Raw genomic sequence first — 21,858 nt, 5'->3', positions numbered from 1 at the left:
TAAACTGTTCCTCACCTTTTTTAATTAAAGGTTCAATAATAAATTCGTTAAAGGCTGTTTCGCAAGGATTTTATGTATTACTCTTTTTAAAATAATTTTTTTAATTTCTCAATTTGTTGGAATTCTGTAATAGCTATCTGATAATCCTGTGCTGAATTATCTCCCATTACCGCTCTGCAATGCTGATAGTCCATTAAACTACGTCGATATTTTTTTCCAGATAAATGTAATTCCCTGACGCCCGTTTCTGCAACGATTGCTTGTGCATTGATTGCGGTGACTCCTGCTCCAGCCATAATCGAAATTCGGTTGTTAGCTTGCTTAACATAAGAGGCAATTTTTTCTCTTCCTTGATATGCATCAATATGTTGACCCGATGTAAGAATACGATGACAGCCTAACTCAACCAGTGTTTCCAGAGAACTTTCGGGGTTCACCAATAAATCAAATGCACGATGAAAAGTAATTTCTTTCGTTTTAGCCTGCTCAATTAAAGATGAAATACAAGGAATGTCTAATTCCCCTTTCTCAGTTAATGCACCAATAACAAAACCAGCGACACCTAATTGCTTAAACATTTCAATATCAGTAAGCATTATTGACAATTCTTTATCATTAAATAAAAAATCTCCAGCTCGAGGTCTTATCATCACAACAACGGGTTTAGATACATAATGTAATACTGTTTTAACAAACGCATAACTAGGCGTTAATCCACCTAAAGCAAGAGCATTGCATAGTTCTAAACGATCTGCTCCAGCTTGACAGGCTGTTATAGCTGATTCGATGTTATCAACACAAACTTCTATTTTCATTTCAGCCTCAATATAAAAAGTATCATATGATTATTAAATCATAGATATAAATATAATTAAATAAAATTGCAATTAAAATAATATAATCATATGATACTTTTTTTAATTTTGCGATCTCGATCACTTTTTTTATATAGATTTAGTGATAAAGTTCCACTAAATAAATTTCTTGTTGTTACCTTTTACTTTCTGTTAGGAGGAGTTATGCATTCTTTTACAAAAAATATGGAGCAATCTCTTATCCAACTCGCTGGTAAGCTCGCTCAACAGCGGCATTTAGGAGCAATTAGGGATGCATACATATCATTTATGCCTTTTATTATCGTTGGTTCTATATTATTAGTAATTAGCTCATTCCCGAGTGAAGCATATAAACAATTTATGGTCCAAATTTTCGGAGAAAATTGGGATGAAATTATTGAGATTCCATTTAATGTGATTTTTTCTTCAATGGCATTGTTTATTTCTTTTCTAGTGGCTTATAGATTAGCGGAACGTTATAACATTGATAAGATGTCTAGCGGTATTTTATCTTTGTCGGCATTTTTAATACTGACACCATTTCTTCGTATAGAAAATGTGGGTAGCGTAATTTCAACAGAATGGATTGGCTCTAAAGGGTTATTTATCGCTATGTTAGGTGGAATTATATGGACTGAGCTTTTTGCTTGGCTATTGAAACGCAATATTAGGATAAAAATGCCTGATGGTGTACCGCCAGCGGTTCAACAATCATTTGCCGCATTAATTCCAGCATTAATTATTTTATGCATTGCATTAACTCTTCGTCTTTTATTCGCAAATACAGAATATAAAACGATCCATCAATTTATTTATCAAATTTTGGCTATGCCAATAAGACATTTTGGCACTTCTTATTTTGGTGCGTTTATGACTGTTTTCAGTATTAATATTCTCTGGTCTGTAGGCATAAATTCTGGTTCTATGGTTAATGGTATTTTACGTCCGTTCTGGCTAGAAAATCAGGCAGAAAATCTAGTAGCTATGCAAAATGGACTTGCCCCTCCGCATATCGTAACAGAACAATTTTTTGATATGATTTTTATGGGCGGTTCTGGATCAACATTAGCATTAGTTTTAGCAATGATTATTTTTGCGAAAAGCCAGCATTGTAAAAAAGTGTCTAGATTAGCAATTGGATCTTCTATATTTAATATTAATGAACCTGTTTTATTTGGCTTACCCGTTATACTCAATCCTATTATGTTGATTCCATTCAATCTCGTACCATTGGTAATGATGACTGTCCAATATGTAGGAATGTCATTAGATATGATTGCGACAACAACCGGTATTTATATCCCTTGGACTTTACCAGCAGGTATCAGTGGTTTCATTGTAACGGGACATATTTCTGGGGCAATAATACAGCTTTTAAACTTACTTATTGGAGCAATGATTTATTTACCATTTTTAAAAATTATTGATACACAATATCTACAAAAAGAATATGTGAGGTAATAATGAGCTCGATTTGGGGAATGATTGGAACTTGGAGAATGTCTTTAGAAGGCATTAGAGAGTCAAGTCAGCAATTAAAAATTGGAAGGTCTGCTCGGCAATCTGTTATCAATGCGATTAAGGCGGTTGAAGATTTTCCATATTATAAGTCGGTAGGATACGGTGGGTTACCTAATGAAGAAGGTATTGTTGAACTTGACGCAGCTTTTATGGATGGTTCGTCTTTGGCTATTGGTGCTGTAGCAGGAATTAAAAATATCGCTAACCCAATTTTAGTTGCAGAAGCTTTAAGCCACGAACGTTTTAATAACTTCCTTGTTGGAAAAGGAGCTGAAAGATGGGCTAAATATAAAGGCTTTGAAATGAAAAATATGCTGACAGATAGAGCTTATCATTACTATAAAAGATACTATCAGCAAACTATTGGACGTGGTTTAAGTCCCTATTCAGGACACGATACTGTAGGAATTATTGCTTTAGATCAACAAGGAAATATTTGTGTAGGTACTTCAACTAGTGGGTTGTTTATGAAACGCCAAGGGCGAGTAGGAGATTCTCCCTTATCTGGCTCAGGATTTTATGCAGATTCTGACGTTGGTGCAGCTACCGCAACAGGTTTAGGAGAAGATCTAATGAAAGGTTGCACTAGTTATGAAATTGTCCGTAAAATGCGTGCTGGAATATCACCTCAAAAAGCGGCGGAAATAACAGTTTCAGAGTTAGAATTACGTTTATTGGAAAAATATGGTAAGGCAGGAGACTTATCAGTTGTATGTATGGATATTGATGGTAATTTTGGCGTTGCAAGCAATATTGACACATTTTCATTTGTTGCTACGAATAATAAACTTCAACCTACAGTTTTTTTAGCTAAAAATAAAGATACTCATACTTTCTATGAGCCAGCTGATAATGAATGGATGAGAAATTATCAATTAAACTTAGTGGGGGATTTAAAATGACGATTAATTGCTTATTAAAAATCATTGATGATCAACTATCTTTACCACCAAATAGTGTATTTATTTCTTGGAAAAGTAGCGTTTCTAACCTTAATCATTTATATCCTAATTTATTCATTTCTCCAACTTATACATCAATTCCATTATCAATTCATCATTACTTTTTTGAAAATGATAAAACGTTTTATCAAGAGCGGTATTATTTTCTTAAGAATTCTTTGAAAGATTTAAAACGTTATATTAATAACATTCATCATATCATTCTCGATTTAACGGAATTTGACCCCAAAAATAATGATGATATCGCATTAGCAGAAAATATATTATTGACGTTATATAACTCTGTTTATGATATTTCTGATCTTGGTTTTAAACATAAAAATGAAACACAAAAACACGAATTTTTATTATTAATTAAGAATCAAGTTGAATTATGGAAAAGATTAAATGATGAATTTATTATAATTGGAAAGGCAATGGTTAAAGCGAGAAAGCTAGCTGATTTACCTGCAAACATAGCTACACCACTATATTATTCGCAATATTTGGAAAATTATGCTAAAAAGAATAGGTTAGATATTCAAATCTTAGATAATCACTCCTTATGTCAATACGGATTTGATGCGCTATATACAGTAGGAAAAGCGAGTCAATACTCTTCTTATTTAATAAAGATAAGCTATAACGGAATACCTGATAATAATCATCGCTATCTCTTTGTTGGGAAAGGTATTACCTTTGATACTGGTGGATTATGGTTAAAATCAGGCGAAAAAATGGCAACGATGAAATATGATGTATGTGGTGCTGCAGTGCTAATTGGGTTACTTGATTCTGTAGTAAAAATGCAATTACCGATTAATATAACTATTATTTTAGGGTTTGCTGAAAACACTGTAGGTAATAATGCAATGCGACCTGGAGATATTATTAAATCATATTCAGGGAAATTTATTGAAATAATTAATACTGATGCGGAAGGGCGTTTAATTCTAGCTGATTTATTAAGTTATGCTACAGAACAAAAACCAACCTATATTATAGATGTAGCAACATTAACAGGAGCTATCGTAAAAACATTAGGTTATGAAATTAATGGAGTGATGAGTAATAATGAAGAACTCGTACACAAAATGAAGCAAGCTTCAGAACAATCAAAACAACGAATTTGGCAATTACCTTGCGATGATTCATTTAAGCCTCAAATTGAAAGTAAGATAGCTGATTTAACAAATACGCCACCAAATAATGCGGCAATTAGTATTTCTGCTGCCTATTTTTTGAGTTCATTTGTGAAACAGTATCCTTGGTTACATCTAGATATTAGTGGAACTGCTTTAGATCATAATGAAAATATTTGTGCTAATGGTAATCCGCTACCCTTATTATATCACTTTTTGAAAAATGAGAGTTGCTAATAACATAAAACTATAAGGAGAACATAATGAAAAAAATATTATTAATTTGTGATATGGGAATGTCTACTAGTTTAGTTGTAAAGAAAATGAATAAGATTGCAAAAGAAAAGTCATTATCCTTACAAATTGAGGCCCATGGAATGCAGCACTTCAAAGAATTAATTCAAGAATTTGATTGTGCATTATTAGGACCGCAAATAGCGTATAAACTAGAGGAGTGTCAAAATATAGCTCATCAATTTAATAAAAAAGTAGCTTGTATTAATATGATGGATTATGGAATGTTGGATGGAGAAAAGATTCTTGCTCAGGCACAATCATTACTTTAAGTGGAAAGAATAAAATGAATAAAAAAATTTCTGAAACACAAATAATGGAACTTATTTGTTATGAGGGGGAGTGTAGAAGTCTATTAATGCAGGCTATCAAAAAAGCAAAATCTTTTACTTTCGATGAGGCAGAAGCTTTAATAGCACAAGCTGAAAAAAGTCTTTTACAGGCACATTCGCAACAAATGGCTCTAATTGCGGCAGATGAAGGTGAGGGAGAACTCCCCACCACGATTATTTTAGTGCATGCTCAAGATCATATTATGAATGCAGTATTACTCTTTGATTTAGCAAAAGAACTTATTGATGTTTATCGACAAATCTCTCATCAATCATTGAATTGTAAATAAGATATTGCTGTTTTTTTCTGTAATCTTGTTCTAGATAGATGAGCGTTTAAGTAATCTTCATACATTAATAGTAGTGCATCTATGCCGAGTCTAGCATCAGTAAATGTACCGCATAAGATTTCTGTAAAATCTTTATTTTGATCAAATTTCTGAAAAGAGAAAGATAATTGCTCATTAGTTTTTTGGAAAACATAAGGAACGGATAGTCTGTTACAGATAGTTTCTACTAACGTTATTTTTTGCCCCTCGATACTAGTTATCTGGTAGGGAAGCATATTTTGATAATAATTGATAATGCCATCCAATCTTGTTTGTTTTTGATCTAAACAAGCAAAACTAATAAACCCCGTCAGCTTTTCTACAAGTATAAGTAAAAACTCTTTATTTTTTGATATGGACTTAGGTAACGGAATAATGTCTAAAAATGTATCTCCTATTTTTTGCGGAAGTAATGTTTTTTTAACCCGATTTATTTGTAATTTTTGAAGACTTCTAGCTAAAGCTGCTCTAGATATTTTCTGGTTTATTAGGGAATGAGTTGCTTTTAACAATTCATCTAATGATAAATTTAGCCGTATCCGCAAATAAACAATTAACGCTTCTTGTTCAAAACTTAATCTACGGTTAACTGTGTGAGGAGTATGTGACCGATCAAAAGTAGAAGAACGTTTACGCCATTTCCTAATTGTTTGTAATGAAACACTAAACTGTTCTGCAAGTTCAGAATCTGACTTTGTGGATGTCTGAATATAATTCCGCACCTTGGGGGTTGTCGTTGCATTAGAATGTAGCTTTATTTCCATTATTACGTATCCAATAGCATTTTTTATCTCAAATTGTTGATGATGGAAGGTTTCTTCCAAAGTTGAGCAATTCTAAGATGCTCAGGTTTATTATAAACATACAATATTATCGGGTGATAAATGTTGGCTGTTCTATCAGTAAAATTTAATTGTGATCAAGTTTAAATCATTTTTTACAAGACAAAAATTAAAAATCACTTTAATATAGAGAGAAATTTGACTTAACTTGTAAGAAGGAAACTAAAATGGCAAAAATTGTTAAAATTATTGGTCGTGAAATCATCGACTCTCGCGGTAACCCAACTGTAGAAGCAGAAGTTCACCTTGAAGGTGGCTTCGTAGGGCTTGCAGCTGCACCATCTGGTGCATCAACAGGTTCTCGTGAAGCATTAGAATTACGCGATGGTGATAAATCTCGTTTCTTAGGTAAAGGTGTATTGAAAGCGGTTGAAGCGGTAAATGGCCCAATTGCACAAGCTTTAGTGGGTAAAGATGCCACTAATCAAGCTGAAATCGACCAAATTATGATCGACTTAGACGGCACGGAAAACAAATCTAAATTCGGTGCAAACGCGATTTTAGCGGTTTCTCTTGCGAACGCAAAAGCAGCCGCCGCTTCTAAAGGCTTGCCACTTTACGCGTGGATCGCAGAACTTAACGGTACTCCAGGCGTTTACTCAATGCCATTACCAATGATGAACATCATCAACGGTGGTGAACACGCAGATAACAATGTGGACATTCAAGAATTTATGATCCAACCAGTGGGTGCAAAAACTTTAAAAGAAGCACTACGCATTGGTGCAGAAGTGTTCCACAATCTTGCTAAAGTATTGAAATCTAAAGGTTTAAGCACAGCGGTTGGTGATGAAGGTGGTTTCGCACCAAACTTAGAATCAAATGCAGCAGCTCTGGCTTGTATCAAAGAAGCGGTAGAAAAAGCAGGTTATGTATTAGGTAAAGACGTTACCCTTGCGATGGACTGTGCGTCATCTGAATTCTACAACAAAGAAAACGGTATGTACGAAATGAAAGGTGAAGGCAAATCATTCACTTCTCAAGAATTCACACACTACCTTGAAGAGCTTTGCAAAGAATACCCAATCGTTTCTATCGAAGATGGTCAAGATGAATCAGACTGGGAAGGTTTTGCTTACCAAACTAAAGTGTTAGGCGACAAAGTTCAATTAGTAGGTGACGATTTATTCGTAACCAATACCAAAATCTTAAAAGAAGGTATCGAAAAAGGCATCGCAAACTCAATCTTAATCAAGTTCAACCAAATCGGTTCATTAACTGAAACTTTAGCGGCAATCAAAATGGCGAAAGATGCAGGTTACACCGCAGTGATCTCTCACCGTTCAGGTGAAACCGAAGATGCAACTATCGCTGACTTAGCGGTAGGTACAGCTGCAGGCCAAATTAAAACAGGTTCAATGAGCCGTTCTGACCGTATCGCGAAATACAACCAATTAATCCGTATCGAAGAAGCACTTGGTGACAAAGCCCCATTCTTAGGATTAAAAGCAGTTAAAGGTCAAGCCTAATTATTATACTGAGCCACCGTTTTGATCTGCACCCCAAAAGTTGGACTAAACAACCAACTGATTAAGGTGCAGATTTTTTATGACTAAATATACTCAACGTTTCAAACAACAAGTGCTCGACTTTTATCATCAAAATGGAAAAAACCGTTCGCTTACTCGCCAGTATTTTCAGCTTCCCCAAAGCACGTTAGCACGTTGGATTGCAAAATTTAATCATAATGGAATCAATGGATTAGCTGTGTTAGGTAAAAAACGATGTTATTCTGTTGAGTTTAAATTAAAGGTTATTCAAGCTATCAAAAAAGGCCAGTGCTCCGCTGAAGCCGCCTGCTTTCGCTTTGATATCCCCAGTTCAGGGATAATTAGTCAATGGTTGCAACGCTTTGAAAAACAAGGTATAGATGGGTTATTACTCAAACCTAAAGGTCGTCCAAGTATGAAACTCAACTCGCCTAAAATGCCACCAACGCCCAAAACAGAAGAAGAACGCTTGCGTTACCGAATTTTGGAATTAGAAGCGGAGAATGCAATGCTAAAAAAGTTGCAGGAACTCAACCAACAAAAAATGCAGAAAAAGCCGTCATCGTAAATGCCTTACGCTCGCGTTTCCCGTTGGAATTGTTACTCAGGCTAATCGGATTGGCACGCAGTTCGTTCTTTTATCATCTCAAGCCAAAGTCGGATAAAAATGTAGCGATTTCACAGAAAATAGAGGAAATTTATCGCAAAAATGACGAAAATTATGGTTATCGTCGAATTACCTTGGAATTAAGGAAATACTTGATTATCAACCACAAAAGGGGGCAAGCGATAATGCAACGTTTGGGGTTAAAAGGAAAAAGTAAGCAGAAAAAATATCGTTCTTACCAAGGCAAAGTGGGACACATTGCCGATAATCTGTTGCAACGGGATTTTACGGCAACGATGCCGAATGAGAAGTGGGTAACGGATATCACCGAGTTCAAATGTGCGGAAGGCAAAGTGTATTTATCGCCGATTAAAGACTTGTTTAATAACGAAATTATTGCTTATGATGTGGCGAGAAGTCCGAGTTTTGAGCAGATAACCAGAATGTTGACCCAGGCGGTGAACCGATTAGCGGGGGAAAAACCGATACTGCATTCCGACCAAGGGTGGCAGTATCAAATGATGGGTTATCGGGAGATATTGAAAAAACACGGTATTACGCAAAGTATGTCGAGAAAAGGCAATTGCCTTGATAATGGTGCGATGGAAAGCTTTTTCGGGCGATTGAAGACGGAATGTTACTTTGGCAAGCGGTTTGAAACCTTTGAACAGCTTGAAAAAGTGATTCACGAGTACATTCATTACTACAACAATGAGCGTATTCAAGTGAAGCTCAAAGGACTAAGCCCTGTGGAATACAGAACTCAGTCCTTGAATGAAATTAGAATATAGTCTAACTTTTTGGGGGCAGATCATTTATCGGTGGCTTTTTACTATGATTAAAAATACTCTAAATATTGAAGTAAATTTTATTTTCCACACATTGCCCCATCATTCTTGAATATAATAACGAAACAGATTATTTTGATTCCTTTACGTGATGAGTTATCTCTGAATAGTATTTTTTATTTTATTTACTTTTTCTCGTTTTCTATAATATCTAAAGTTTTTGAACTACTAATTATGAAAAAAATAGCCTTAATTTTGACCGCACTTTGTTTACTTTCAGGTTGTGGCACACTGGTGAAATTGGTTGCAGCCACCTCACCTTATGAAAGCTATGCGGGAACAAAATACGATTGGCAAATGGCACAGAAATGGGGCGTGCCGATCTTAGATTTACCGCTGTCTTTTTTGTTAGATACCGCATTATTACCTTATGTTTGGGCGAAAGAATAAACTATGAAATTAAATGATCAACAGCAACAAGCCGTCCATTATGTTTCAGGGCCTTGCCTCGTGTTAGCGGGGGCAGGCTCGGGAAAAACGCGGGTTATCATCAATAAAATTGCCTACTTAATTGAAAAGTGCGGTTATTTGTCGAAGCAAATTGCCGCCGTTACCTTCACCAATAAAGCCGCGCGGGAGATGAAAGAACGCGTGGCACAGTCTATCGGGAAAGAGCAAAGCCGCGGCTTAACCATTTCCACCTTCCATACACTGGGATTTGATTTGGTGAAGCGGGAATATAAGCATTTAGGCTTGAAAGCCTCGATCACGCTATTTGATGATTCCGATCAAATGGCGTTATTGAAAGAACTCACAGCGGATATTTTGGCAGAAGATAAAGACCTGCTCAAAGCCTTGATGACGCGTATCTCTCGTTGGAAAAATGATTTGATTTTGCCCGCACAAGCCATTGCAACGGCACAAGATCCGCAAGAACGGGATTTTGCTGAATGCTATCAACGCTATGCGACGCAACTGCGGGCCTATAATGCGTTAGATTTTGACGATTTAATTATGCTGCCAACTTTGCTATTACGCCACAATATGGAAGTGCGGTCAAAATGGCAGGCAAAAATTCGCTATTTATTGGTGGACGAATACCAAGACACCAACACCAGCCAATATGAATTGATTAAGCTATTGGTGGGGGAGCAGGCACGTTTCACCGTCGTGGGTGATGATGATCAGTCGATCTACTCGTGGCGAGGGGCGAAACCGCAAAATATGGCACGATTAAAACAAGATTTCCCGCATTTAAGCGTGATTAAACTGGAACAGAATTATCGTTCTACGGGGCGAATTTTGCATTGTGCGAATATTTTAATCGCCAATAATGATCACGTTTTCGAGAAAAAATTATTTTCCGCCTTAGGCGATGGCGAAAAATTGCAAGTCATTGAAGCAAAAAATGAAGAACACGAAGCCGAACGGGTGGTCGGCGAACTCATTGCCCACCGCTTTATGCAAAAAACGCAATATCGTGATTATGCTATTTTATATCGCGGCAATCACCAATCTCGCTTATTTGAAAAAGTGCTAATGCAAAACCGCATTCCTTATAAAATTTCTGGCGGCACGTCTTTTTTCTCCAGAGCGGAAATTAAAGATATGATGGCGTATCTCCGCCTGTTGGTTAACCAAGATGACGATGCGGCGTTGCTGCGAATTATCAACACGCCGAAGCGAGAAATCGGCACGGCTACCCTGGAGAAATTGGGTACGCTAGCAGCGAAAAAACAAATTAGCCTGTTTGAAACGATTTTTGATTTTGAACTCATTCAACGGGTAACGCCAAAAGCCTATGACGCGTTACAGCATTTTGCCCGTTGGATTGTGGAATTAACCGATGAAATCCAGCGTGCCGAGCCAGAGCAAGCACTTCGCCGAATGTTAAGCCAACTTCATTATGAAGAATATCTCTATGAAACAGCGACATCACTGAAAATGGCGGAAGTACAAAGTAAAAATGTGGCGACCTTATTCCAATGGGTGGCAGAAATGTTGCAAGGCGATGAATTTAATGAGCCGATGACCTTAAACCAAGTAGTGGCACGCCTAACCTTGCGGGATATGTTGGAGCGTGGCGAAGAGGACGATGAAAGTGATCAGGTGCAACTAATGACCTTACACGCCTCAAAAGGGCTAGAGTTTCCGCACGTTTTTCTGGTGGGAATGGAAGAAAATATCCTGCCACATCAAACTAGCATTGATGAAGATAATGTGGAGGAAGAACGCCGCTTGGCTTATGTGGGAATTACACGAGCACAGCGAACACTCACATTCTCATTATGCAAAGAGCGGCGACAATTTGGCGAGGTTTTTAAACCAACGCCCAGCCGCTTTCTTGAGGAACTGCCCGCTGATGATGTGCTATGGGAACGTGACAAGCCTCCATTGAGTACACAAGAAAAGCAACAAAAAGCCAAAAATCACATTGCCAATTTGCGTTCGATTTTAAACAGCTAAGTGGCAAAATGATTGAGATTGTAGAGAAATCATTCAAACAATGCACTTTTTACAAAAAACTGTTTGACTTATGTGGGGGCAATCCGTATTATACCGCCCACAAACCGATTGCGGTGAGATGGCCGAGAGGCTGAAGGCGCACCCCTGCTAAGGGTGTATAGGGGAAACTCTATCGAGGGTTCGAATCCCTCTCTCACCGCCATTTAGTCAGGGCATCCGTAGCTCAGCTGGATAGAGTACTCGGCTACGAACCGAGCGGTCAGAGGTTCGAATCCTCTCGGATGTGCCATCTTATTGAACTCTACAATAAGATTAAAATGATTAAATGAACGGTACTAAATATTCAAATACGCACCCGTAGCTCAGCTGGATAGAGTACTCGGCTACGAACCGAGCGGTCAAAGGTTCGAATCCTTTCGGGTGTGCCATCTTAACAATACAAATATCGTTAATCTTATTATCTCTTAACTTTTATTTTTTCTAGAATCATAAAACGGCAATCATACATATTCCATTCATCTGCGGGATGATATTCATCAAGAATGACTTTCCATTCCGTCCAGTCAATACACGGAAAAAAAGTGTCACCATCAATTTCGGTCTGAATTTCAGTCAAATAAAGTCTATCTGCTTGTGGCAAATATTGTTTGAATAATTCGCCGCCACCTATAAGCATAATTTCAGGGGAATCTTGTACTGAAAGCACCGCACTTTCAAAACTTGCTTTCCAAATTACACCTTGATATTCAAAGGGGGAGCGAGAAAGTACGATATTCGTCCGTTTTGGGAGGGGATGACCAATACTTTCAAAAGTTTTTCTCCCCATAATTACTGGTTTACCTTGTGTATTTTTGCGAAACCAAGCAAGATCCACAGGTAAATGCCAAGGCATTTGGTTGTCTTTTCCAATAACATTATTTTTGGTAATAGCAACAATTAGGCTAAGGATCATTTTCATCTCTGTTACAGGTTGTTTTGTTATACTATACCACAGGTTATAGCGATACAGCCCCTAAAAACTAATACTTAGATAGTTCTTATAGGAAGAGGTACAAGAGCATCACAACAAGCTAATTTAAAAAATAAGTATTCTTATGTTATTTAGGCATCTTTATAATATGGCTAGAGCTGTTTTTTTCATAAGCATATAATGTATTAAACATTAGCATAGCAACTGTCATTGGCCCCACACCACCAGGTACAGGTGTAATATAGCTTGCTTTATTCTTAGCTTTCTCAAATTCAATATCTCCTACAAGTTTTCCATCTATACGGTTTATGCCTACGTCTATTACTATAGCTCCTTCTTTGATCCAATCTCCTGGAATAAACTGTGGTTTACCTACCGCAACAATGAGAATGTCTGCTTGCTTGATATGAAATTCTAAATCTCGTGTAAAACGATGAGTTACTGTAACGGTGCAACCAGCAAGCAATAGTTCTAATGCCATTGGACGTCCAACAATATTGGAGGCACCAACAATAACAGCATGTTTTCCATAAAAATCAATTTTTGTGGATTCTAATAATTTTATAATTCCATAAGGGGTACAAGCCCGTAATGTAGGTATGCGTTGACATAGTCTCCCAACATTATAGGGATGAAAACCATCCACATCTTTATCTGGAGATATACGTTCTATAACAGATGTACTGTTAATGTGCTCAGGTAGCGGAAGTTGAACTAAGATACCATCAATCAAAGGATCATGATTTAATTCATCAATTAAGTTAAGCAGCTCATTTTCTGTGGTATTTTGTGGCAAATCATAAGATTTAGAATACATTCCCAGTTCTTCGCAGTTTTTTCGTTTACTTTCAACATAAATTTGAGAAGCGGGGTCAGAACCGACCAAAATAACGGCCAAACCTGGTGCTCGTTTACCTTGCCGTAAATATTGTTGAATTTTCCGTGTTATTTCACATTTAATATTTTTAGATAACTCTACTCCTGAAATAATTTTAGCTGTCATTTTTTCCCCTTTGCCTTTAATATAAAAGAATGTAAACGTTTGCTATTTTCGCAAAAAAAAAATATTAATGTAAGTCTTACTGGAATAATTTTAAACAATTAAATCTAACCTCAAAAAAAACTCATTGACTTACTCAGAAAGCCTTCTATAATACTCAGAAAATTTCGGCGAGTAGCGCAGCTTGGTAGCGCAACTGGTTTGGGACCAGTGGGTCGTAGGTTCAAATCCTATCTCGCCGACCACTCTTATCTTAATATCCATTTGAAATGCGCCCTTAGCTCAGCTGGATAGAGCAACGGCCTTCTAAGCCGTAGGTCATTGGTTCGAATCCAATAGGGCGTGCCATATCATTATCCTAGGTGATTTTGCTAAAGTTATTTCTAACGACGCCATTGCTTATGGTAGGCAGACTTTGGAGAATGCTACTAACTCTATTGCGAATGACTTAGATCCAAATGATGTAGTGAATGTTTCTCAATTAAAGGCTGTAATAAGTCGGGTAGATGCCTCTAGCCGAACTATCAAAACAGCCACTGGTAACAATGAAGAAACTATTTTTACTGTCCATATGGATAAATTGATTCAGGCAGCTGAAATTTGTAAGCAATGTAAGGATAGCGTTATTCTTGAATAAACGCCAATGCCTGTTCGACAACATCAATCCCTGCACCTGCTTTATGGGCATTTTCACTGAGGTATCTTCGCCATTGGCGTGCGCCTTTACAGTGTTGAAATGCACCAAGCATATGGCGGGTGATGTGGTTCAGGTGTACACCTTGGGAAAGTTGTTGCTCAATATAAGGGAACATTTTCTCCACCGCTTCTCTTGGGCTGACGATAGGGTTTTGCGGATCAAACAAGGCTTGGTCAATGTAACCCAATAAACTTGGGTTCTGATAGGCTTCACGCCCCACCATTACGCCGTCTACATAATTCAAATGAGCTTGCATTTCTTCAATGGTTTTAATCCCACCGTTAATGCTAATCCACAGTTGTGGAAAATCCCGTTTCAGTTGGTAAACCCGCTCATAATCAAGCGGCGGGATTTCGCGATTTTCTTTTGGGCTTAAACCGCTGAGCCACGCTTTGCGCGCGTGAACGATCAATTCTTGGCAGCCCGCTTTTGCCACTTTTTCGACAAAATCACACAGAAATTCGTAGCTGTCCAGCTCATCAATACCAATACGCGTTTTCACCGTAACGGGAATATCCACCACGGATTGCATTTGTTCAACACACTGAGCAACTAAATCCGCTTTTGCCATTAGGCACGCGCCAAACATTCCATTTTGTACACGATCAGAGGGGCAACCTACATTGAGATTAATTTCTTGATAGCCCCGTTGCTCTGCGAACCTAGCACAATGTTGCAACTGATCGGGATCGCTACCGCCAAGCTGAAGTGCCACAGGATTTTCCGCCAGATCAAATTCTAAATGATCGTATTTGGCGTGAATGATCGCCCCTGTGGTGACCATTTCCGTATAAAGTAAGGCGTGCTGGGTAAATTGGCGATGAAAATAGCGACAATGGCGGGTTGTCCAATCGAGCATTGGGGCGACAGAAAACCGCCCACGATAAAAGTGCGGTTGTTTTTCAGTGAGTTTTTTGTGTTCCATTATTTGGTTTCTTCTTGTACGGCTTGCTTTGTTACTTCTTGTTTCACTGCGTCTTGTTTTATGGCCTCTTGTTGCTTCGCCTCCTCTTGGATACGTTGGCGGAAGCGTCCCGCAGCAAAATGATAGAACGGTTTTGCGTTAAATTGGCGTGAAATAATAGAAGCGATAAGGCTACAAATCAAGAGCCAAAATAATACAGGCTCACTCGCAGTCATTTCCATCACGATCACACTTGCCGTAACAGGGGATTGGGTTGCTCCCGCCAAAAATGCTGCCATACAGAGCAAAACTAAAAGGCGTTGATCGACAATTTCTCCCGTAAGCGACCAAACTTGAACACCAATCCCCGCCCCAGTAGTGAGTGCGGGAGTGAAAATGCCGCCTGCTGTGCCAGTCCAATAAGTGGCAACCGTAGCAAATAATTTACTTATCCCAACTTCTGAGGCAACGGTTTGACCATCAAGGGCTTTGGTTACGACTTCGTAACCCGTGCCGTAAGTTTGTCCGTGAGTGAATGTACCAAGTCCTGCAAGGATCAAGCCTAAAATAAACGCCGTGTAAATAGGGTGGCGGCGAATCCAACCTCGCATTTTGGCTGGAGCGGTGCCTGCAACGCCTTTGGCGAGTAACCACGCAAAAACGCCGCCTAACACCCCGCTCACTACGCCGCAGAGGATCACCCATAGAAACATATAGGGTACGGAAGTTTGTCCGTGATAATTGGGGAAATAAGGATTATTGCCTTCGATAGCAACTAAAATAAATCCAGCAGCCAATACGCCGAGCAATACACGACGTTCCCAGCGTAATAAAATGCCCCGCCCGAGTTCTTCAATGGCAAAAATTACACCGCCTAATGGGGCATTGAACGCCGCAGCCAATCCTCCCGCCGCCCCTGTTGCCATTAGTTCATTGGCGTTTAGCCCTTTGAATGCCAAGCCGTGGCGACGGCAAACATTGCCCCACGCATACATCACCGCTGCCCCCCACTTGCACCGAAGGCCCTTCCCGTCCAACGGAAGCTCCAAACAGCATCGCCAAAAAAGTGAGTGGGATTTTCCACAGGGTTTGCCCAAAAGCGATGAGTTTGCTTTTATTGGCACTGTAAGGCATATCAATGGAAGCGATAACTTGAGGAATGCCACTGCCCGAAACATAAGGGGTATATTTGGCAGTTACCCAAGCCAAAAAGGCTAAGCCCAACGGCAGCACCACCCACACCGCATAGGGATGTTTAGCTGTCCAAAGGGCATTCCAATGCAAACCGAGATCCGCCAGCTTCGCGAAACCGAGAGAAAATAACGACACCAACGCCGCCCCCATTAATAAACAAGAAAATTCAAGGGTTTTGCGAGAAATACGGTAACTTTGGCGTAGAGTTCGGTGAATAAAATGACGAATTTTATTGGTAAATCGCTTTAACATTGTGGAAATTGTTGATGAGGTTTAAATTGGGCGAAATTATAGCAATATTTTTCTCTGCAAGGTATGGGAAAGCAAGAAAAATAGGGATAAAAAACACCGCACTTTACTTTCCTGTGGCGTTACTTTGCCTCACCGAACGATTTGTACTGTATCGGTTCAAAGCCTTGTATGAAAGTGAAAACAATTTAGTTATTTTGAAACAGCTAGACAAGATCTGCTCGCTGAGAAGTGGAAGCCCAAAAATAAACACGCCATATTGATCATATGGCGTGAAAAATGTTCCGCAAAAGGGAAAAGACCACAATCATTAAAGTGCGGTCATTTTTTAGCGTATTTTTTAGGCTTGATCACCGATTAATACGCTTTCTAACGCGATTTCAATCATTTCATTGAAGGTTAGTTGGCGTTCTTCTGCGGTGGTTTGTTCGTGAGTGCGAATGTGGTCTGATACGGTACAGATGGTTAAAGCTTTCGCACCAAATTCTGCAGCAACACCATAAATGCCCGCGGCTTCCATTTCTACGCCCAAAATGCCGTATTTTTCCATTACGTCAAACATTTCCACATCTGGCGTATAGAACAGATCAGCAGAATAAAGGTTTCCCACACGCACATTGATGCCTTTGTTTTTTGCCGCTTGCACGGCGGCTTGGGTCATATCAAAATCGGCAATAGCAGCAAAATCGTTATCTTTAAAGCGAATGCGGTTCACTTTGGAATCCGTACAAGCACCAAGCCCGATGATGACATCACGCAATTTAACATCTGAACGCACGGCACCGCACGAACCGACGCGGATAATTTTTTTCACGCCGTATTCAGTGATCAGCTCTTTGGCATAAATAGAGCAAGACGGAATACCCATTCCGTGTCCCATTACGGAGATTTTGCGACCTTTGTATGTGCCTGTGTAGCCAAGCATATTACGCACATTGGTTACTTCTTTGGCATCGTCTAAAAAGGTTTCAGCAATATATTTAGCACGCAACGGATCGCCCGGCATTAATACTACGTCAGCAAAAGCCCCAGCGGGTGCGTTAATATGTGGAGTCATAATCTATCCTCTTAAAGTTAATCTTGATGGTGAAAATCAATGATTGATTTGCCGTAATCCATTGGCGGCAGATCAAAATAATCTGCGACAGTTTGCCCTACGTCAGCGAAAGTGTCGCGTTTGCCTAAAAATTGTTTTGGCACTTGCGAACCGTATAATAGCACAGGGATATGCTCGCGAGTGTGATCCGTGCCGTGCCACGTTGGATCGCAACCGTGATCAGCGGTGAAAATGAGTAAATCATCTTCGTTCATTAAGGCTAATAATTCTGGAATACGACTATCGAAATATTCCAATGCCGCAGCGTAATCTGCTACATCACGGCGATGGCCGAAATCAGAGTCAAAGTTTACAAAGTTGGTGAAAACAATGGAATTTTCCCCCGCTCTTTTCACTTCCACAAGGGTTTTGTCGAATAATTCTTCCAAGCCCGTGGCTTTCACTTTTTCGGTGATGCCAGTGTGTGCGTAAATATCCGCAATTTTGCCGATAGAAATCACATCGCCTTGTTTTTCTTCCACTAATTTTTGTAATACGGTTTTGGCAGGTGGCTCAATGGCGTAGTCTTTGCGGTTGCCGGTACGAGAAAATTCGCCCGCTTTGTTGCCCACAAATGGACGAGCGATTACGCGGCCAATGTTGTAATCAGCCAGTTCTTCACGCACGATTTCGCACAGTTCATAGAGTTTTTCCAAGCTGTAGGTTTCTTCGTGGCAAGCAATTTGGAAAACGGAATCTGCCGAGGTGTAGAAAATCGGTTTGCCCGTTTTCATATGTTCTTCACCAAGCTGATCTAAGATCACCGTGCCAGAAGAATGGCAGTTGCCGAGATAGCCATCAAGCCCCGCACGTTCAACAATGCGATCTAAAAGTGCTTGTGGGAAGCTGTTTTCGTGTTCTGGGAAATAGCCCCAATCAAACAAAACGGGAACACCCGCGATCTCCCAGTGTCCTGATGGAGTGTCTTTACCTGAAGAAATTTCTTTTGCATAAGCATAACCGCCGATTAAATTTGGCGTAGGGTTAAAGCCTGCTGGCAATTCACCGCAAGATTCTTTCGCAGCCAAGCCTAAGCCGAGTTTTTCAAAGTTAGGCAGATGAAGTGGGCCTTTGCGACCATTTTTGTCCTCTAACCCTTCTGCACAACGCTGTGCAATGTGACCTAAGGTGTTCGCTCCTTTATCGCCAAATTTTTCTGCATCTTCACTTGAACCAATACCGAAAGAATCTAACATTATTATAAATACGCGTTTCATTTTACCTCGATGCAAACGTTTACATTGTACAAATATGACAACACCACGGAATGTTGCCGTGGTGTTGGGAAAATATTGTTCAAATTGTACCGCACTTTAGAGTGCCGCACCACTTAAACCGATAAATAATCCCGCGATAGTCGCACTCATTAAGTTAGCTAATGAGCCTGCAATTACCGCTTTAATGCCAAGACGTGCAATATCCCCTCGGCGACTTGGTGCCATTCCGCCTAATCCACCGATTAAGATCGCGATTGAGCTGAAGTTAGCAAAACCGCAAAGTGCGAAGGTGATGATGGCTTTGGTTTTATCGCTGAGTTGCACTGCAGCATCAGCAGCAAGGTAAGGGGCAAATTCTAAGTAACCCACAAATTCATTGACTGCGAGTTTAATCCCGATCATTTGCCCTGCGATTTCGGCTTCATTCCAAGGCACACCAATGATCCAAGCTAATGGGCGGAAAATCCAGCCAAGAATTAAGCCAAGAGAAAGCTCTGGCATTCCGAACCAGCCGCCGATTCCACCTAATAAACCATTAACCAATGCAATGAGTGCTACGAATGCAATCAGCATTGCTCCTACATTGAGAGCGAGTTGTATACCTGAAGATGCACCGCCAGCTGCGGCATCAAGAATATTGGCGGGTTTATCTAAAGTAACATCTTCAATGTCATCATTGAATTTTTCAGTTTGTGGCATCATCAATTTGGCAAATAATAAGCCTGCAGGTGCTGCCATAAATGACGCCGCGATTAAGTATGGCAATGGCACGCCTAAACCTGCGTAACCAGCTAATACAGAACCTGCGATTGAAGCTAAGCCACCACACATTACGGCAAATAACTCGGATTCAGTCATTTTGCTTATATAAGGTTTCACGACGAGAGGGGCTTCAGTTTGACCAACAAAAATATTGGGGCTGTCCTAGATAACAACTAAAAAATCTATTTAGGTTAGAATGAACCAATGAGAAAAAGTCGTCTAAGTCAGCACAAACAAAATAAACTCATTGAGCTATTTGTTGCAGGTGTTACTGCAAGGACAGCAGCAGAGTTAGTCAATGTAAACAAAACGACTGCCGCATATTACTTTCATCGTTTACGCCAACTCATCTATCAAAACAGCCTTCACTTAGAGATGTTTGAAGGTGAAATTGAAGCCGATGAAAGTTATTTTGGCGGTGCTCGCAAAGGCAAACGTGGTCGTGGTGCGGCAGGGAAAATTGCGGTATTCGGGCTTCTCAAGCGCAATGGCAAGGTTTATACCGTTGCGGTTCCAAATACGCAATCTGCCACCTTGTTACCCATTATTCGGGAGCAGGTAAAGCCTGATAGTATTGTTTACACCGATAATTATCGTAGTTATGACGTGCTTGATGTGAGTGAATTTAGTCATTTTCGTATCAATCACAGCACACATTTTGCTGAAAATCATAACCACATTAACGGAATTGAGAATTTTTGAAGCCAAGCAAAACGCCATTTACGCAAATTTAATGGTATCCCAAAAGCACATTTTGAGCTTTATTTAAAGGAATGTGAATGGCGTTTTAATTACAGCAACATAAAAAGTCAAATTTCTATTTTAAAACAATTGGTTAAAGGGAGTTTAGTCTAGTTATCTAGGACAGCCCCAAAATATTTGCTGCGGCAGACATTGATTCCGCTTTTGAGGTGCCTAAGGCTTTTTGCAATCCTCCACCAATGATTTTGATTATCCACTGCATAATACCCACATAGTATAGTAGTGAGATTAGGGCTGAAAAGAATACGATGATAGGTAAGACGCGTACTGCGAAGATAAATCCATCATTACCAAAAGCTTTAAAGGAAGCCTCCGTTGCTAAACCACCAAACAGGAATTTTATTCCTTCATTCCCATAATTAATTACGTTGCTAATACCGTTAGCCATAGCCAATAAAATATTGCGTCCTGTTGGCACATAAAGAATAAATGCACCTATTAAAATTTGAATGAGCAATGCACCAACGACAGTACGCAAACGAATTGCTCGACGATTACTAGACAAAAGGATAGCAATAACTAAAAGTACAATAATACCTACTACACTAATTAGGGTATTCATATTAGGATTCCCTCAAAACTAAAATGATTCACTGAAATTAAAATATAAGATCTATTTTACTGTTTTTGCCTTAGATTTACAATCCAACTGAAATGTATAAAGAGAAGTATTTATCAATTTACGCTATGGTAGTATTCAAAAGATGGAAGAAATTAGGTGCAGGTGTGATGTTAGCATTTGCAGAGTTATTTATTTGCTAACCCTGACCAATAGACATATCAGGTATTTCTTTTTATTTTCTTTGTTGACTTTAGTAATGCTACGTTATGTTGCTTGTTTACATTATATATACTGTTTTTGGCTTATTGCCTGTCCATTTGAAATTGAAATGATGATATTCCGATGTTAGAAAAAAATATTTCGCTACGCTTACTCAATATCCAAATCCTCCGTCAATTACGCCATTATCTGAAATTGGCGGAACAGCATTTTCAGCGTTCCTTCCCAATGCCAGAAGTGAATTATCAATTACGCGGATTGAAAGCGGGCGTGGCATATTTACAGAAAAATGAGATCTGTTTTAACCGCACTTTATTACTGGAAAATCCCGACTATTTTTTACAACAAATTGTACCTCACGAATTGGCTCATTTAATTGTTTATCAAGTATTTGGACGAGTTTCACCGCACGGCAAGGAATGGAAAGCGGTAATGGAAAAACTGTTTAACTTGCCCGCTGAAATTTATCATTGCTTAGATGTGCAATCCGTACAGGGCAAAACCTTTCCATATCAATGTGCTTGCCAAATCCACAATCTTAGCTTACGCCGTCATAACCGCGTACAGAATCAAAGTGCGGAGTATTTTTGTAAACAGTGCAAAGAGAAATTAATGTTGAAAAAGATGTAAATTAATAT

At 39.1% G+C, this 21,858-nt stretch carries 18 protein-coding genes, 5 tRNA genes and 4 pseudogenes; 17 read left to right on the top strand and 10 right to left on the bottom strand.

Features of this window, described 5'->3' with window-relative positions:
* Positions 1-86: 86 nt before the first annotated feature.
* The gene (locus DXZ23_RS04100; protein WP_017805361.1) at positions 87-815 is read right to left on the bottom strand and encodes a copper homeostasis protein CutC; all 729 of its coding nucleotides are present in this window, start codon (positions 813-815) and stop codon (positions 87-89) included.
* Between the two features lie 204 nt (positions 816-1,019).
* Here DXZ23_RS04100 and DXZ23_RS04095 point away from each other — a divergent pair, with 204 nt between their 5' ends.
* From DXZ23_RS04095 to DXZ23_RS04075, 5 genes are read left to right on the top strand one after another with little or no spacing between them, the layout of a single operon-like run.
* Positions 1,020-2,297, top strand: coding sequence for a PTS sugar transporter subunit IIC (locus DXZ23_RS04095; protein WP_017805362.1), 1,278 nt, complete (start codon positions 1,020-1,022; stop codon positions 2,295-2,297).
* A 2-nt stretch (positions 2,298-2,299) separates the two neighbouring features.
* Positions 2,300-3,259 carry a glycosylasparaginase gene (locus DXZ23_RS04090; protein ID WP_017805363.1) on the top strand — a complete coding sequence of 320 codons (960 nt, stop codon included), beginning with the start codon at positions 2,300-2,302 and terminating at the stop codon, positions 3,257-3,259.
* A complete protein-coding gene (locus DXZ23_RS04085; RefSeq protein ID WP_223810366.1) occupies positions 3,214-4,677 on the top strand; it encodes a M17 family metallopeptidase in 1,464 nt (487 codons plus the stop codon). The genes DXZ23_RS04090 and DXZ23_RS04085 overlap by 46 nt, the downstream gene beginning before the upstream one ends.
* Positions 4,678-4,703: 26 nt before the next feature.
* Positions 4,704-5,006 (top strand): PTS sugar transporter subunit IIB, encoded by a 303-nt coding sequence (locus tag DXZ23_RS04080; protein WP_017805365.1) that lies wholly within the window; start codon positions 4,704-4,706, stop codon positions 5,004-5,006.
* A 14-nt stretch (positions 5,007-5,020) separates the two neighbouring features.
* Positions 5,021-5,356 carry a PTS lactose/cellobiose transporter subunit IIA gene (locus tag DXZ23_RS04075; RefSeq protein WP_017805366.1) on the top strand — a complete coding sequence of 112 codons (336 nt, stop codon included), beginning with the start codon at positions 5,021-5,023 and terminating at the stop codon, positions 5,354-5,356.
* Here the strand turns inward: DXZ23_RS04075 and DXZ23_RS04070 are convergent.
* Positions 5,335-6,219, bottom strand: coding sequence for a hypothetical protein (locus tag DXZ23_RS04070; protein WP_021724815.1), 885 nt, complete (start codon positions 6,217-6,219; stop codon positions 5,335-5,337). The two genes, DXZ23_RS04075 and DXZ23_RS04070, sit on opposite strands and share 22 nt — an antisense overlap.
* 185 nt (positions 6,220-6,404) lie before the next feature.
* Between DXZ23_RS04070 and eno the strand changes: the two genes are divergently transcribed.
* From eno to DXZ23_RS04035, 7 genes are all read left to right on the top strand, one after another.
* Positions 6,405-7,706, top strand: coding sequence for a phosphopyruvate hydratase (eno, locus tag DXZ23_RS04065; protein WP_017805368.1), 1,302 nt, complete (start codon positions 6,405-6,407; stop codon positions 7,704-7,706).
* A gap of 79 nt (positions 7,707-7,785) precedes the next feature.
* Positions 7,786-9,125, top strand: a protein-coding gene (locus tag DXZ23_RS04060) for an IS3 family transposase (protein WP_114995397.1) whose coding sequence is annotated in 2 segments (ribosomal slippage) — positions 7,786-8,236 and positions 8,236-9,125 — 1,341 coding nt in all. Because the reading frame shifts where the segments join, the coding sequence is not laid out codon by codon here.
* 231 nt (positions 9,126-9,356) lie between these two features.
* Complete coding sequence (locus DXZ23_RS04055; protein WP_017805369.1) at positions 9,357-9,572, top strand: YceK/YidQ family lipoprotein; 216 nt, start codon at positions 9,357-9,359, stop codon at positions 9,570-9,572.
* A gap of 3 nt (positions 9,573-9,575) precedes the next feature.
* Positions 9,576-11,588 (top strand): DNA helicase Rep, encoded by a 2,013-nt coding sequence (rep, locus tag DXZ23_RS04050; RefSeq protein WP_017805370.1) that lies wholly within the window; start codon positions 9,576-9,578, stop codon positions 11,586-11,588.
* 112 nt (positions 11,589-11,700) lie between these two features.
* A tRNA-Ser gene (locus DXZ23_RS04045) sits at positions 11,701-11,790 on the top strand.
* 10 nt (positions 11,791-11,800) lie between these two features.
* Positions 11,801-11,877, top strand: a tRNA-Arg gene (locus DXZ23_RS04040).
* 62 nt (positions 11,878-11,939) lie between these two features.
* Positions 11,940-12,016: transfer RNA gene (locus tag DXZ23_RS04035), tRNA-Arg, on the top strand.
* A gap of 29 nt (positions 12,017-12,045) precedes the next feature.
* On the opposite strand, the gene folA is transcribed toward DXZ23_RS04035, so the two are convergent.
* A complete protein-coding gene (folA, locus tag DXZ23_RS04030; protein WP_017805371.1) occupies positions 12,046-12,540 on the bottom strand; it encodes a type 3 dihydrofolate reductase in 495 nt (164 codons plus the stop codon).
* Positions 12,541-12,685: 145 nt separating this feature from the next.
* Positions 12,686-13,561 (bottom strand): bifunctional methylenetetrahydrofolate dehydrogenase/methenyltetrahydrofolate cyclohydrolase FolD, encoded by an 876-nt coding sequence (gene folD, locus DXZ23_RS04025; protein WP_017805372.1) that lies wholly within the window; start codon positions 13,559-13,561, stop codon positions 12,686-12,688.
* A gap of 165 nt (positions 13,562-13,726) precedes the next feature.
* Between folD and DXZ23_RS04020 the strand changes: the two genes are divergently transcribed.
* The 3 genes from DXZ23_RS04020 to DXZ23_RS04010 all read left to right on the top strand — a co-directional run bounded on the left by DXZ23_RS04020 (position 13,727) and on the right by DXZ23_RS04010 (position 14,195).
* A tRNA-Pro gene (locus DXZ23_RS04020) sits at positions 13,727-13,803 on the top strand.
* A 26-nt stretch (positions 13,804-13,829) separates the two neighbouring features.
* Positions 13,830-13,906: transfer RNA gene (locus tag DXZ23_RS04015), tRNA-Arg, on the top strand.
* A 67-nt stretch (positions 13,907-13,973) separates the two neighbouring features.
* Entirely contained in the window at positions 13,974-14,195 is a 222-nt protein-coding gene (locus tag DXZ23_RS04010) for a hypothetical protein (RefSeq protein ID WP_026138451.1), read from the top strand.
* On the opposite strand, the gene dusA is transcribed toward DXZ23_RS04010, so the two are convergent.
* The 5 genes and pseudogenes from dusA to DXZ23_RS03980 form a co-directional block, all read right to left on the bottom strand.
* A complete protein-coding gene (gene dusA / locus DXZ23_RS04005; protein ID WP_017805373.1) occupies positions 14,182-15,180 on the bottom strand; it encodes a tRNA dihydrouridine(20/20a) synthase DusA in 999 nt (332 codons plus the stop codon). The two genes, DXZ23_RS04010 and dusA, sit on opposite strands and share 14 nt — an antisense overlap.
* Positions 15,180-16,605, bottom strand: a pseudogene (locus DXZ23_RS04000) (chloride channel protein). Before DXZ23_RS04000 ends, dusA begins: the two are co-directional and overlap by 1 nt.
* Positions 16,606-16,942: 337 nt before the next feature.
* Positions 16,943-17,659 (bottom strand): purine-nucleoside phosphorylase, encoded by a 717-nt coding sequence (gene deoD, locus DXZ23_RS03990; RefSeq protein WP_017805375.1) that lies wholly within the window; start codon positions 17,657-17,659, stop codon positions 16,943-16,945.
* Positions 17,660-17,676: 17 nt separating this feature from the next.
* Entirely contained in the window at positions 17,677-18,915 is a 1,239-nt protein-coding gene (gene deoB / locus DXZ23_RS03985) for a phosphopentomutase (protein WP_026138453.1), read from the bottom strand.
* A gap of 96 nt (positions 18,916-19,011) precedes the next feature.
* Positions 19,012-19,830 (bottom strand): annotated as a pseudogene (locus DXZ23_RS03980) (NupC/NupG family nucleoside CNT transporter); the annotation flags it as partial.
* Positions 19,831-19,881: 51 nt separating this feature from the next.
* On the opposite strand from DXZ23_RS03980, the pseudogene DXZ23_RS03975 reads away from it, so the two are divergent.
* Positions 19,882-20,532: pseudogene (locus DXZ23_RS03975) on the top strand (IS1595-like element ISHpa1 family transposase).
* Positions 20,533-20,551: 19 nt separating this feature from the next.
* Here the strand turns inward: DXZ23_RS03975 and DXZ23_RS03970 are convergent.
* Positions 20,552-21,001, bottom strand: a pseudogene (locus tag DXZ23_RS03970) (Na+ dependent nucleoside transporter N-terminal domain-containing protein); the annotation flags it as partial.
* 342 nt (positions 21,002-21,343) lie between these two features.
* Between DXZ23_RS03970 and DXZ23_RS03965 the strand changes: the two are divergent.
* Positions 21,344-21,850, top strand: a complete 507-nt coding sequence (locus DXZ23_RS03965; protein WP_017807545.1) for a SprT family zinc-dependent metalloprotease — start codon at positions 21,344-21,346, stop codon at positions 21,848-21,850.
* The last annotated feature ends 8 nt before the right edge of the window (positions 21,851-21,858 follow it).

Origin of the sequence: Avibacterium paragallinarum (assembly GCF_900450705.1) — a bacterium.
GTDB classification, from domain to species: domain Bacteria; phylum Pseudomonadota; class Gammaproteobacteria; order Enterobacterales; family Pasteurellaceae; genus Avibacterium; species Avibacterium paragallinarum.
The sequence above is the reverse complement of the archived record's forward strand: the minus strand, read 5'-3'. Positions and strand labels throughout refer to the sequence as shown.

Coding starts and splice junctions, on each gene's coding strand:
- folD (WP_017805372.1), bottom strand. CDS start 13,561: ATGACAGCTAAAATTATTTCAGGAGTAGAGTTATCTAAAAATATTAAA.
- DXZ23_RS04085 (WP_223810366.1), top strand. CDS start 3,214: ATGGATGAGAAATTATCAATTAAACTTAGTGGGGGATTTAAAATGACG.
- deoB (WP_026138453.1), bottom strand. CDS start 18,915: ATGAAACGCGTATTTATAATAATGTTAGATTCTTTCGGTATTGGTTCA.
- folA (WP_017805371.1), bottom strand. CDS start 12,540: ATGATCCTTAGCCTAATTGTTGCTATTACCAAAAATAATGTTATTGGA.
- DXZ23_RS04075 (WP_017805366.1), top strand. CDS start 5,021: ATGAATAAAAAAATTTCTGAAACACAAATAATGGAACTTATTTGTTAT.
- DXZ23_RS04090 (WP_017805363.1), top strand. CDS start 2,300: ATGAGCTCGATTTGGGGAATGATTGGAACTTGGAGAATGTCTTTAGAA.
- DXZ23_RS04055 (WP_017805369.1), top strand. CDS start 9,357: ATGAAAAAAATAGCCTTAATTTTGACCGCACTTTGTTTACTTTCAGGT.
- dusA (WP_017805373.1), bottom strand. CDS start 15,180: ATGGAACACAAAAAACTCACTGAAAAACAACCGCACTTTTATCGTGGG.
- rep (WP_017805370.1), top strand. CDS start 9,576: ATGAAATTAAATGATCAACAGCAACAAGCCGTCCATTATGTTTCAGGG.
- DXZ23_RS04080 (WP_017805365.1), top strand. CDS start 4,704: ATGAAAAAAATATTATTAATTTGTGATATGGGAATGTCTACTAGTTTA.
- DXZ23_RS04095 (WP_017805362.1), top strand. CDS start 1,020: ATGCATTCTTTTACAAAAAATATGGAGCAATCTCTTATCCAACTCGCT.
- DXZ23_RS03965 (WP_017807545.1), top strand. CDS start 21,344: ATGTTAGAAAAAAATATTTCGCTACGCTTACTCAATATCCAAATCCTC.
- eno (WP_017805368.1), top strand. CDS start 6,405: ATGGCAAAAATTGTTAAAATTATTGGTCGTGAAATCATCGACTCTCGC.
- DXZ23_RS04100 (WP_017805361.1), bottom strand. CDS start 815: ATGAAAATAGAAGTTTGTGTTGATAACATCGAATCAGCTATAACAGCC.
- deoD (WP_017805375.1), bottom strand. CDS start 17,659: ATGACTCCACATATTAACGCACCCGCTGGGGCTTTTGCTGACGTAGTA.